This is a genomic window from Escherichia sp. MOD1-EC5189 (assembly GCF_002966045.1).
In the GTDB taxonomy this organism is placed as follows: domain Bacteria; phylum Pseudomonadota; class Gammaproteobacteria; order Enterobacterales; family Enterobacteriaceae; genus Escherichia; species Escherichia coli_F.
The window spans coordinates 305819-317834 of record NZ_PTRX01000001.1 but is presented as its reverse complement, the minus strand read 5'-3'; the positions used below and the strand labels follow the sequence as shown (position 1 = coordinate 317834).

Annotated in this window: 11 protein-coding genes; 5 read left to right on the top strand and 6 right to left on the bottom strand. The window is 51.2% G+C overall.

Annotated elements, in window-relative coordinates; translation table 11 throughout:
* The first annotated feature begins 308 nt into the window (after positions 1–308).
* A complete protein-coding gene (locus ATB02_RS01615) occupies positions 309–1103 on the top strand; it encodes a TraB/GumN family protein (RefSeq protein WP_096880457.1) in 795 nt (264 codons plus the stop codon).
* A 203-nt stretch (positions 1104–1306) separates the two neighbouring features.
* Positions 1307–1786 carry a Cys-tRNA(Pro)/Cys-tRNA(Cys) deacylase YbaK gene (gene ybaK, locus ATB02_RS01605; RefSeq protein ID WP_000186628.1) on the top strand — a complete coding sequence of 160 codons (480 nt, stop codon included), beginning with the start codon at positions 1307–1309 and terminating at the stop codon, positions 1784–1786.
* Between the two features lie 36 nt (positions 1787–1822).
* On the opposite strand, the gene ushA is transcribed toward ybaK, so the two are convergent.
* Positions 1823–3475 (bottom strand): bifunctional UDP-sugar hydrolase/5'-nucleotidase, encoded by a 1653-nt coding sequence (gene ushA / locus ATB02_RS01600; RefSeq protein ID WP_032183492.1) that lies wholly within the window; start codon positions 3473–3475, stop codon positions 1823–1825.
* 217 nt (positions 3476–3692) lie between these two features.
* Here ushA and fsr point away from each other — a divergent pair, with 217 nt between their 5' ends.
* Together fsr and ybaL are read left to right on the top strand one after the other, a co-directional pair.
* Positions 3693–4913 (top strand): fosmidomycin MFS transporter, encoded by a 1221-nt coding sequence (gene fsr, locus ATB02_RS01595; protein ID WP_105270977.1) that lies wholly within the window; start codon positions 3693–3695, stop codon positions 4911–4913.
* 237 nt (positions 4914–5150) lie between these two features.
* Positions 5151–6827: a YbaL family putative K(+) efflux transporter gene (gene ybaL / locus ATB02_RS01590; RefSeq protein ID WP_000546224.1), complete on the top strand. Its 1677-nt coding sequence runs from the start codon at positions 5151–5153 to the stop codon at positions 6825–6827.
* 24 nt (positions 6828–6851) lie between these two features.
* Here the strand turns inward: ybaL and ATB02_RS01585 are convergent, their stop codons facing one another.
* From ATB02_RS01585 to gsk, 3 genes are all read right to left on the bottom strand, one after another.
* The gene (locus ATB02_RS01585) at positions 6852–7304 is read right to left on the bottom strand and encodes a hypothetical protein (protein WP_001195402.1); all 453 of its coding nucleotides are present in this window, start codon (positions 7302–7304) and stop codon (positions 6852–6854) included.
* A 1-nt stretch (position 7305) separates the two neighbouring features.
* Complete coding sequence (locus ATB02_RS01580; protein WP_000875258.1) at positions 7306–7602, bottom strand: hypothetical protein; 297 nt, start codon at positions 7600–7602, stop codon at positions 7306–7308.
* Between the two features lie 194 nt (positions 7603–7796).
* Entirely contained in the window at positions 7797–9101 is a 1305-nt protein-coding gene (gsk, locus tag ATB02_RS01575) for an inosine/guanosine kinase (protein WP_000671574.1), read from the bottom strand.
* 151 nt (positions 9102–9252) lie between these two features.
* Between gsk and aes the strand changes: the two genes are divergently transcribed.
* Entirely contained in the window at positions 9253–10212 is a 960-nt protein-coding gene (aes, locus tag ATB02_RS01570; RefSeq protein ID WP_105270976.1) for an acetyl esterase, read from the top strand.
* Here aes and hemH read toward each other — a convergent pair.
* Positions 10209–11171, bottom strand: coding sequence for a ferrochelatase (hemH, locus tag ATB02_RS01565; protein WP_001250117.1), 963 nt, complete (start codon positions 11169–11171; stop codon positions 10209–10211). The genes aes and hemH overlap by 4 nt on opposite strands.
* Before the next feature lie 131 nt (positions 11172–11302).
* Positions 11303–11947 carry an adenylate kinase gene (adk, locus tag ATB02_RS01560; protein WP_001220233.1) on the bottom strand — a complete coding sequence of 215 codons (645 nt, stop codon included), beginning with the start codon at positions 11945–11947 and terminating at the stop codon, positions 11303–11305.
* Between the last annotated feature and the right edge of the window lie 69 nt (positions 11948–12016).

Sequence of the window (12016 nt, the reverse complement as noted above, 5' to 3'; positions counted from 1 at the left end):
CTAATTTTTCAGGACGTATTGCAACGATCCAGTCTGGTACTTTGATACCGTAAAATCTGGAGCGTCCATCTCATTATCCCTGTAAAACGTCCCTGTAAAACGCGCCCTCAGCCCACATCCATGTGGGCTGCCCCGGCCTTCAGGGAACGCCTCGGCGATTTTGACGCCACCAACACCCGTGCAGTCTTTCGTTTCAAAGCAAAAACAATTTTTCGATCATATTTAAGCTACCACTGAACAAGCCTCATAACTCCATTTGCGCCATCCCTCACCGCGCGCTAGCATGATATTTCACAAAGGGAGGTCGTATGGATCTGTTGTACCGGGTAAAAACGCTTTGGGCCGCGCTGCGCGGCAATCATTACACCTGGCCTGCTATCGATATCTCTCTTCCCGGCAATCGCCATTTTCATCTGATTGGCAGTATTCATATGGGCAGCCACGATATGGCTCCCCTGCCCACCCGTTTGCTCAAAAAGCTCAAAAACGCCGATGCGCTGATCGTCGAGGCGGATGTTTCCACCAGCGATACGCCTTTTGCCAATTTGCCTGCCTGCGAGGCGCTGGAAGAGCGCATTAGCGAGGAGCAACTCCAAAACCTGCAGCACATTAGCCAGGAGATGGGCATTTCTCCGTCGCTCTTTTCTACCCAACCGCTGTGGCAAATCGCGATGGTTCTTCAGGCGACGCAGGCACAAAAACTGGGGCTGCGGGCAGAATACGGTATCGATTACCAGCTATTGCAGGCGGCGAAGCAACAACATAAACCCGTGATTGAACTGGAAGGGGCAGAAAACCAGATTGCCATGTTGCTCCAACTCCCTGACAAAGGACTGGCGCTGCTGGACGATACGCTGACCCACTGGCACACCAATGCACGGTTGCTGCAACAAATGATGAGCTGGTGGCTGAATACGCCGCCGCAAAATAATGAAATAACGCTGCCTAATACGTTCAGTCAGTCGCTGTACGATGTGTTGATGCATCAGCGAAATCTCGCCTGGCGGGACAAATTACGCGCTATGCCGCCGGGGCGCTATGTGGTCGCGGTCGGTGCACTACATCTGTATGGAGAAGGGAATTTGCCACAAATGTTGCGCTAAAAAAATGGCCAATATCGCTATTGGCCCGTCAAAGAGGAATTTCATTTTTTTATTATTATGCCGTCACTTTAAGCGACGGTGTAACTCGATTGTCGCTCAATCTCACCATCCTGCCAATACTCTTAGGCAAGATGACTCTTTTTTTTGGACCGCCATCAGGCGTATGCTTGCTTCGTTTTTTTGTTTAAGGCAGGAAAATTACCATGACACCCGCAGTTAAATTACTCGAAAAAAACAAGATTTCGTTTCAAATCCACACCTACGAGCACGATCCGGCTGAAACCAATTTTGGCGATGAAGTCGTCAAAAAATTAGGTTTGAATCCGGATCAGGTCTACAAAACGCTGCTGGTGGCAGTGAACGGTGATATGAAGCACCTTGCCGTGGCCGTTACGCCGGTCGCCGGTCAACTGGATCTTAAAAAAGTAGCAAAGGCGTTGGGTGCCAAGAAAGTTGAGATGGCCGATCCGATGGTTGCGCAGCGTTCGACGGGGTATCTGGTTGGGGGGATTAGCCCACTGGGGCAGAAAAAACGCCTGCCGACGATTATCGACGCCCCCGCGCAAGAGTTTGCCACTATTTTTGTTTCTGGCGGCAAGCGCGGGCTGGACATCGAACTGGCGGCAAGCGACCTGGCGAAGATCCTCGATGCCAAATTTGCTGATATCGCTCGTCGCGATTAAGCATTGTGCCGGATGCGAACATCCGGCACTTTCGGATTACTGCCAGCTCACCTCACCTTTCGGTTCATAGACACTCACATCCAGCGGCGAGTTTTTCTGGATATACGCTTTCAGCACTTCAGCATCAATAAAGCCGGTATTCACATAGCCCGGTTTGTTATCCAGACGCGGATAGCCATCACCGCCAGTGGCATTGAAGTTTAATGTCGCCATACGGTAAGTTTTCGCCGGATCGACCGGTTCGCCTTTGATTTTCAGGTCGTTCAGTTTGCCGTCTTTCGCCACAAAGCTAACGTTGGCAAATTGCGGATAGGCACCAGAATCAGGCTTCATTTGTGCGACGGCGGTCAGGTAATCAATCACCTCTTTACCGGTCATGTCGGCATACACCACCACATTGCCGAATGGCTGCACTTTCAGCACATTTTTATAGCTGATATCACCTGCTTCGATAGAATCACGAATTCCGCCTCCGCTCATCACCGCAAAGTCGGCACCAGTGCGATCCATTTGTGCTGCCAGAATCAACCGCCCCATATTGGTCTGTACAAAACGCACTTTGCTGCGGTCGCCTTCCAGACGACCATTGGTTTCGCCTATTTTCACTTCCAGCTGCGCTTTGCCTTTGTTCTGGAACGGTGATAACAGCGAAATCATTTGCTGGTTTTCGGCGATTTCAGGGGTGTAAAGCACACGCTCGCTTTTCCCGTCTTCCCAGGTCACTTTCTTCTTCAGGTTTACCGGAATCAACTGGTAGTTGACCATTTTCATTTCGCCGTTGCGAAACTCAAAGTCGGCCCGACCCACGTACTTGCCCCACTCATGCGCCTGTACAATCCAGATGCCATTTTGTTGATCCGGTTTGCATGGCGTACCAGGAACGTAATCGACCTGTTTTTTATTTTCTGCCGCCATACAGACTGGATCTTGCGAGTGACCTCCGACGATCATCGCCAGCGATCCGGCAGGCAGCGCGCGTGCCATCTCCACATCGCCCGGTGCATTAGAGCCGTGCTCACCATTGTCGTAATGCCCCATATGGGTTGCCGCGATAATAATGTCTGGCTTTTCTGTCTGTTGCAGCTCCTGAATCACCAGCTTCGCTTCATCAGCGGGCTTACGAAATTCGATATCAGTGAAGTATTCCGGGTTACCAATTTTGGCTGTGTCATCGGTTGTCAGCCCAATAACGGCAATTTTCAGATCCTGACGCTTAAACAGCGCCCATGGTTTAAACAGGCGCTCACCAGTGCTTTTTTGGTAGATATTGGCGGAAAGCAACGGGAACTTAGCCCACTTTTCCTGCTGGCGTAATACGGTGAGCGGGTTATCAAATTCATGATTACCGATCGCCATTGCATCATAGCCTACCAGATTCATACCGCGAAAATCAGGTTCGGCATCCTGTAAGTCGGACTCGGGCACGCCAGTATTAATGTCGCCACCGGAAAGTAGCAGCACGCTACCACCTTCAGCCGCAACCTCTTTGCGAATACCGTCCACCAGCGTTTTTTGCGCCGCAAGACCATATTCGCCATATTCATTACGCCAGAAATGACCATGATGATCATTGGTATGCAGAACTGTAATTTTGTAGGTTTTATCCTGCTCATAAGCCAGAGCAGTTTCACTCGCCAGTGTAAATGTGGTTAACAGTGCTAACGCCACGCCCCGCTGCAATAATTTCATACTTCTCTCCCTGATCAGATTTCAACGTGTTGAAAAATAGTATGACGCGACATCATAGACAAGTCTGCGTCCGGTGAAGATAAATCTGCATCCAGATTAGAAATTCTGTATTCAGCGTTGAGACTTCCTTCAGGCGGCGCATACAGGTATGTTAGTCGGGTAATAATCACAAATAAGATCATTCTTTACATCGCAACCCTGAAAAAGTGACTTTCCTATGGCAATGAGTGAACAAACCCAGCCAGTGGCTGGCGCTGCTGCGTCAACGACCAAGGCCCGAACATCGTTTGGTATTTTAGGTGCTATCAGCCTCTCACATCTGCTGAACGACATGATCCAATCGCTGATTCTGGCGATTTATCCCCTGCTTCAGTCAGAATTTTCTCTGACATTTATGCAAATTGGCATGATAACCCTCACCTTCCAGCTCGCCTCTTCACTATTGCAACCTGTGGTCGGCTACTGGACGGATAAATATCCGATGCCGTGGTCGTTGCCGATTGGCATGTGCTTTACCTTAAGCGGTCTGGTGCTGCTGGCGCTGGCGGGCAGTTTTGGCGCAGTTCTGCTGGCGGCGGCGTTGGTCGGCACTGGTTCGTCGATCTTTCACCCGGAATCCTCACGCGTGGCCCGAATGGCGTCTGGTGGCCGTCATGGTCTGGCGCAATCTATCTTCCAGGTCGGCGGCAACTTTGGCAGTTCCCTGGGGCCCTTGCTGGCAGCGGTGATTATCGCGCCTTATGGCAAAGGCAACGTGGCCTGGTTTGTGCTTGCAGCACTGCTGGCAATCGTGGTGCTGGCGCAAATCAGCCGTTGGTACTCGGCACAGCACCGAATGAATAAAGGAAAACCAAAAGCGACGATTATCAATCCACTGCCGCGCAACAAAGTGGTACTGGCGGTCAGCATTCTGTTAATCCTGATTTTCTCGAAATATTTCTATATGGCGAGCATCAGTAGCTATTACACCTTTTATCTGATGCAAAAATTCGGATTATCTATCCAGAATGCCCAACTTCATCTGTTTGCCTTCTTGTTTGCCGTTGCGGCAGGTACGGTGATTGGCGGGCCTGTGGGGGATAAAATTGGGCGGAAATATGTGATTTGGGGCTCTATCCTCGGCGTTGCGCCGTTTACGCTGATTTTACCCTACGCCACCCTGCACTGGACGGGGGTTTTGACGGTGATTATTGGATTTATCCTCGCTTCGGCGTTCTCTGCCATTCTGGTCTACGCTCAGGAGCTACTTCCAGGACGTATCGGTATGGTTTCTGGACTCTTTTTCGGTTTTGCTTTCGGCATGGGGGGTCTGGGAGCGGCAGTTCTGGGGCTTATCGCCGACCACACCAGCATCGAGTTAGTCTATAAAATCTGTGCTTTCCTGCCACTATTGGGGATGTTGACCATATTCCTGCCTGATAACCGGCATAAAGACTGATTTCATTGCAGCCAAAGGCAAACTTTGGCTGCATCGTTTTACAGTCGCCATAAGCCTTTCCTCTGTTAAACCGCCTTCTGTTTTCCGATCCGTGCTTTTTTTGCCGCTAATTCCATTTTTCTGCAAAATTCAACAATTATTCATAAACATCATCAATGAAATTGTCATAAACTATTACCTGTAATTTTGGTTTTCCCGGCCAAAAATGGACAATAACCACCAGGAAAAGGAGACGGAATGCATCACGCCACCCCGCTTATCACCACCATTGTTGGCGGCCTTGTGCTCGCCTTTATCCTCGGCATGCTGGCCAATAAACTACGCATTTCTCCTCTGGTGGGATACCTGTTAGCAGGTGTGCTGGCGGGACCATTCACTCCTGGCTTTGTTGCCGATACCAAGCTCGCGCCGGAACTGGCGGAGCTGGGCGTTATTCTGCTGATGTTCGGCGTCGGTTTGCACTTTTCGCTGAAGGATTTGATGGCGGTAAAGGCCATCGCCATTCCCGGCGCGATCGCCCAGATAGCCGTGGCGACGCTGCTGGGTATGGCGCTCTCCGCCGTGCTGGGCTGGTCGTTAATGACCGGTATCGTGTTCGGTTTATGTCTTTCCACCGCCAGTACCGTGGTGTTACTGCGCGCACTTGAAGAACGGCAATTAATAGACAGCCAGCGTGGGCAAATCGCCATCGGTTGGTTGATTGTGGAAGACCTGGTCATGGTTCTGACGCTGGTATTGCTGCCCGCAGTAGCAGGAATGATGGAACAGGGTGATGTGGGCTTTGCCACTCTTGCAGTCGATATGGGGATCACCATCGGCAAGGTGATCGCATTTATCGCCATTATGATGCTGGTAGGTCGCCGTCTGGTGCCGTGGATTATGGCACGCAGCGCAGCAACCGGTTCCCGCGAGCTGTTTACCCTGTCGGTGCTGGCGCTGGCGTTAGGGATTGCTTTTGGCGCGGTGGAACTGTTTGACGTCTCCTTTGCACTCGGCGCGTTCTTCGCCGGGATGGTACTGAACGAGTCTGAACTGAGTCACCGTGCTGCCCACGATACGCTGCCATTGCGCGACGCGTTTGCGGTGCTGTTTTTTGTCTCCGTCGGAATGCTGTTTGATCCGTTAATTCTGATTCAACAACCACTGGCGGTGCTAGCGACGCTGGCGATTATTCTGTTTGGTAAGTCATTAGCCGCGTTTTTCCTGGTGCGACTGTTTGGTCACTCTCAACGTACGGCATTAACTATCGCCGCCAGCCTGGCGCAAATTGGTGAGTTCGCTTTTATCCTGGCGGGGCTGGGGATGGCGCTGGATCTGTTGCCGCAGGCCGGGCAGAACCTGGTGCTGGCAGGGGCAATCCTGTCGATTATGCTTAACCCGGTGCTGTTCGCGCTGCTGGAGAAATATCTGGCGAAGACCGAAACACTGGAAGAGCAGACGCTGGAAGAGGCAATCGAAGAAGAGAAGCAGATCCCAGTGGATATTTGCAACCATGCGCTACTGGTGGGTTACGGTCGTGTAGGCAGCCTGCTGGGGGAGAAATTGCTCGCCTCTGATATTCCTTTAGTGGTGATTGAGACGTCACGAACCCGTGTTGATGAGCTGCGCGAGCGCGGGGTCCGGGCGGTATTGGGCAACGCGGCGAATGAAGAAATTATGCAACTAGCGCATCTGGAATGCGCAAAATGGCTGATCCTGACGATTCCTAATGGTTACGAAGCAGGCGAGATTGTGGCGTCTGCTCGCGCGAAAAACCCGGATATTGAGATTATCGCCCGCGCCCATTATGACGACGAGGTAGCATATATTACCGAGCGCGGGGCGAATCAGGTGGTAATGGGCGAGCGTGAAATCGCCCGTACTATGCTGGAACTGCTGGAAACGCCACCGGCGGGTGAAGTGGTGACGGGGTAAGACATTGATTTCATTTCCGGATGATTACCCGGCATTGGGGACAATCAATTCTGAGGCTTCGTCCCATGAAATGAATCCTTCTTCCCACCAGGTACGATCAAGCTGCCCTTGATCAGGCTGAATATTTGCAGCATCTTCATGAAAATAGCGGCAGGCTCGTTCCCGGGCCTGCTCCGCCAGTTTTGCCGTGGTATAAATGCCGAGGAAAGCATAATCATCGGCCTCATCATCACGAATATGCCACAGGCTGTACACCATCGGCTCGACAAGATCGTCTACCTGTGTAACGGGAAAATCTCCCCAGAGATCCTGGTTTAGGATGTATTCAATAAACTGAAAATTTTCCGGGTAATCCACAAAACCAGGCTTATTTTCCACCTCCTTTTTGGCCTGCAAGGCCAGTTCATAACGGGTATAAATGCCGATACCTTTCATTTCGCCAAAATGCGTATGTTGCAGATACCATACCGTTTGCATTCTATGCATCCATGTCAGAAGTAAAAAAGACGCCGGTATTGGCTGCCAGTGCCCGGCGTGTTTGTATTAGCAAGATATTTAGGAATGAATTTTCAGGATGGGTGATGAGCGTTTGCTCAATAAGCGCAGCCATGTGCTTAAGCTTACGTATATCCGTGACATACTCATCTTCAAAGTCATTGATACAGATATGTAAAGTGCCGTTGAGCAAGGTAATGAACAGATCGCTTGGCTTGCAGCAATCATAATCAAGACGTTCCATTGCCTGTTGTGTGAGCGGCACAGAAATGTATTTCATCTTGCTGCTTCCCTGGATTGCCCTGGTTGGAAAAACCACTATGTTGGAAACACCACCGGCGGTTGAAGTGGTAACGGGTCAAGACATTGACTCCATAGCCGGATGTGATGCTAACGCATCCGGCAAGGGCGTGCTATCTTCCGCTGGTCGGATAAAGCGTTTACACCGCATCCGACAGTCATCAGTCCGATAACTTAACGATCCCAGTAAGACTCTTCCAGGCTGTCTTCACGCTCCGGCAAGCCGCGCGTTAAACGAGGTGAATGCTGGTTCAGTACCTGATAGCTCACACGGTTAGCATATTTACACACCTGCGCTAATGACGAATACGTTAACCAGGTGAATTTATGTTTGCTGGAGTTTGGTACGTTGCTACGGTGATAACTGTTAGCAGTAATGTCATGCAACAACGCTGCCAGTGCGCCATCCCCCGCTCCGTTAGTGTTCATGATTTTTTCCGGCCCGCCCATGTACGGCGCAATGTGCGAATAGACGCGCAGCGGGTTTTGACAATCTTTATGGCGCATGGCGCGGCTAAACTCATACTGGTTAAATTCCGCTATAGCGCCCGGCAGCAGCGGATGCTGGGTTTTACGTTTCGCTTCGTCTTCAGTAAAGCCCGCCATATACAAGCCGATTGGCCCGGCGGTGCACAGCACCAGATCAACCCAGTCCAGCGCCTTGTCAGATGCCAACAACGGATCGCTTTCTCCGGTCAACGCTTCGGCCTCATCTTCGTTCATCGCAAGGATAGAGACGTGATCTTTGAGGAATTGCTGCCACCACTGCGGATTCTCGGCAATGACAAACTTGGTGCCCAGCGTCAGCACCACCGGTACGTTATATTTCTTCGCGTACTCAATGGCTTTCATGGTTGCTTCCGGCATGGGTTCACCCGGCTTACAACGCACCAGATAAGAAGTGAGAACCAGTGCCGAGGCTCCGGCAATCACATCTTCCGGAATACTTTCAGCCCGCAGCTGGTTCATGTGGCCAGGGCTGATAGCAAAGGTACGTTCCCCGGACTCGCCAATCAAGGTAAAGCAGCGACCAATCGGGCCGTCCACGCCTTGCAGATAGTTAAGATCGGTACGGCTGGAGGTGTTACACAGGTAACGATAGGCATAGCTGCCAATTTCAATATTGCTGCACATGACGCCCAGCAGCACCGAACGGTCGTCCGCGAGCACCGAGTAGTTGTGCATGGTGTTACCAATGGTGCCACCTGCAAACTGATGAGTAATCAGGTTTTTCTGTTTCAGCTCCTGATAAAGTGCTTCGGCAACATCATCCTCAATCACCAGTGAATGCCCGGCGCTTAATCCATAACGCTCAATGAACTCATCATCCACTTTCGCTTCAATATCGACCAGCGTTTGATCGATACCCACTACCCAGGCAGCGCTGGTTTCGTTTTCTGGCTGGAATTGCTGAAGCAGCGGATCGCGTGCGTTTACGGGAAAATAATGTTTGGATTTACGTTTGCCGGGAAATTTCATGGTTGTTTTTACGGGTGGTTAACTGAGCGGCGAATGTTAACACAATCTGACGGGAGCGCGCGAGACGCAGCCAGTTTCAATATCAGCAGGCGGGATCGCATTTTCATGGCAGTGGTTCCTTACAATGACGTAATTTGAAAGGAGTTTTTGCATGAAGCCGGAAAACAAATTACCCGTTCTGGACCTTATTTCTGCTGAAATGAAGACCGTTGTGAATACTCTTCAGCCGGATTTACCGCCCTGGCCCGCAACGGGAACGATTGCTGAGCAACGACAGTATTACACACTTGAGCGCCGATTCTGGAATGCGGGCGCTCCAGAAATGGCAACCAGCGCTTACATGGTTCCCACACCTTATGGTCAGGTCGAGACTCGCCTCTACTCACCCAAAAGTCACAGCCCGGCGACACTATTTTATCTGCATGGTGGTGGTTTTATTCTCGGCAATCTTGATACCCACGATCGGATTATGCGACTGCTGGCAAGTTACACCCAATGTACAGTGATTGGAATTGCTTACACTCTTTCGCCGGAAGCACGTTTTCCGCAGGCAATAGAGGAAATTGTGGCTGCCTGTTGCCACTTCCACCAGCAGGCAGAGGATTATCAAATCAATATGTCCCGCATTGGTTTTGCCGGTGATTCCGCAGGTGCCATGCTGGCGCTCGCCAGTGCGTTGTGGTTGCGTGATAAACAGATCGATTGCGGTAAAGTTGCGGGCGTTTTGCTGTGGTATGGGCTTTACGGATTACGGGATTCCGTGACTCGTCGTCTGTTGGGCGGTGTCTGGGATGGCTTAACGCAACAGGATTTACAGATGTATGAAGAGGCGTATTTAAGCAACGACGCGGACCGCGAGTCGCCGTATTACTGCCTGTTTAATAATGATCTCACTCGCGAAGTTCCGCCCTGTTTTATTGCCGGGGCGGAGTTCGATCCGCTGCTGGATGACAGCCGTCTGCTTTACCAGACGTTAGCGGCGCATCAGCAGCCCTGTGAGTTCAAACTCTACCCAGGCACGCTGCACGCCTTTTTGCATTATTCACGGATGATGAAAACCGCCGACGATGCTCTTCGCGACGGCGCTCAGTTCTTTACCGCTCAGCTTTAGCGATACGCGGCAACAAGATTAGCCATCATTTCGATATGTTCCGGTGTGGCATTAAGCGCCGGAATATATTCGTATTTTTTCCCGCCCGCACCGAGGAAGACCTCACGGTTTTGCTCGGCAATCTCTTCCAGCGTCTCCAGACAATCTGCAGCAAAGCCCGGGCACATCACCTGAATATGACCTACGCCTTTTTCTCCGAGCATTTTCAGCGTTTCGTCGGTATAAGGCATCAGCCAGGGTTCCCGCCCAAAGCGCGACTGAAAGGTCATCATCACTTTTTCCGGTGCCATCCCCAGTGCGGAAGCCAGTTCGCGAGTCGTTGTGCGGCAACGTTGCGGATAATCATCGCCTTCATCTGCATAACGCTGGGGAATGCCATGATAAGAGAGCAGCAGCAGATCCGGTTCGCCATGTTTGGCAAAAGAAGCACGTACGCTGTTCGCCAGTGCATTAATGTAATCGTGGTTATCGGCGTAATCACGAATAAACGATATCCCCGGAATGCTACGTTTGCGCGCCAGAATGCGTGCCAGTTCATCCCATACCGCGCCGACCGTTGAACAGGAGTATTGCGGATAAAGCGGCAGCACCACGATATGATCTACATGTTCTGCCAGTAGTTCATCTACGGCGCTTTCCAGTGATGGCGAGCCGTAGCTCATTCCCAGCGCTACGGGCGTCTCCGGTAAACGTTGTGCCAGCGCCTGCTGTTGCTGGCGGCTGTAAACCATCAGTGGCGAGCCACCTTCCATCCAGACAGAGGCATACAACTTCGCCACACGCGGCGAGCGCAGCGGCAAAATCACGCCGCGCAGCAACGGCCACCACAACAGCCGTGAGGTATCAACCACGCGTCTGTCGCTTAAAAATTGTTTCAGGTAGCGTTTTACCGCTTCAGGAGTGGGGGCATCGGGTGTACCCAGGTTTGCCAGCAGAATACCGGTTTTAGTTTGACGCATTACCGCCTCTTATCGATTCAACTTGTTGATAATTGTAGCGGAAAAGTGAAGAAGAAGAACTAATTGCTGCAAGAGGTATTGCCTGAGGAGAATGAGCAGACCTGCCCGAAAGCAGATCTGCTGCGGCTTGATTAGCCGAGGATTTTTTCCAGATCAGCGCGAACTTCAGCAACCGGTTTGGTGCCGTCAACTTTCGCGTATTTGGTGTTACCCGCTTCCGCTTCTTTGGAGTAGTAGCCGATCAGCGGTGCAGTCATCTGATGGTATTCAACCAGACGTTTACGCACGGTTTCTTCCTGATCGTCTTTACGGGTAGTCAGTTCTTCACCGGTAACGTCGTCTTTGCCTTCTACTTTCGGCGGATTGAATTTAACGTGATATACACGACCAGACGGCGCGTGAACGCGGCGGCCTACGATACGGTCAACAATCAGTTCGTCCGGTACGTCGAATTCCAGAACGTAATCAACGTTGATGCCCGCTTCTTTCATCGCGTCTGCCTGCGGAATGGTACGCGGGAAGCCATCCAACAGGAAACCATTACGGCAGTCTTCCTGAGCAATACGCTCTTTAACCAGCGCGATCACCAGCTCGTCGGTAACCAATTTGCCAGCATCCATAATGTCTTTTGCTTGTTTACCCAGCTCGGAGCCAGATTTGACCGCAGCACGCAGCATATCGCCAGTGGAGATTTGCGGAATACCATATTTCTCCATGATGAACTGAGCCTGAGTCCCTTTCCCCGCGCCCGGAGCGCCAAGCAGAATGATACGCATTGCGAAAATCCCCTTAAAATGTGTCGAATTTTTTGAAAAAGCGATAAACGATACCACCAACAAGCGATT

Coding starts and splice junctions, on each gene's coding strand:
- ATB02_RS01615 (WP_096880457.1), top strand. CDS start 309: ATGGATCTGTTGTACCGGGTAAAAACGCTTTGGGCCGCGCTGCGCGGC.
- ybaK (WP_000186628.1), top strand. CDS start 1,307: ATGACACCCGCAGTTAAATTACTCGAAAAAAACAAGATTTCGTTTCAA.
- ushA (WP_032183492.1), bottom strand. CDS start 3,475: ATGAAATTATTGCAGCGGGGCGTGGCGTTAGCACTGTTAACCACATTT.
- fsr (WP_105270977.1), top strand. CDS start 3,693: ATGGCAATGAGTGAACAAACCCAGCCAGTGGCTGGCGCTGCTGCGTCA.
- ybaL (WP_000546224.1), top strand. CDS start 5,151: ATGCATCACGCCACCCCGCTTATCACCACCATTGTTGGCGGCCTTGTG.
- ATB02_RS01585 (WP_001195402.1), bottom strand. CDS start 7,304: ATGCAAACGGTATGGTATCTGCAACATACGCATTTTGGCGAAATGAAA.
- ATB02_RS01580 (WP_000875258.1), bottom strand. CDS start 7,602: ATGAAATACATTTCTGTGCCGCTCACACAACAGGCAATGGAACGTCTT.
- gsk (WP_000671574.1), bottom strand. CDS start 9,101: ATGAAATTTCCCGGCAAACGTAAATCCAAACATTATTTTCCCGTAAAC.
- aes (WP_105270976.1), top strand. CDS start 9,253: ATGAAGCCGGAAAACAAATTACCCGTTCTGGACCTTATTTCTGCTGAA.
- hemH (WP_001250117.1), bottom strand. CDS start 11,171: ATGCGTCAAACTAAAACCGGTATTCTGCTGGCAAACCTGGGTACACCC.
- adk (WP_001220233.1), bottom strand. CDS start 11,947: ATGCGTATCATTCTGCTTGGCGCTCCGGGCGCGGGGAAAGGGACTCAG.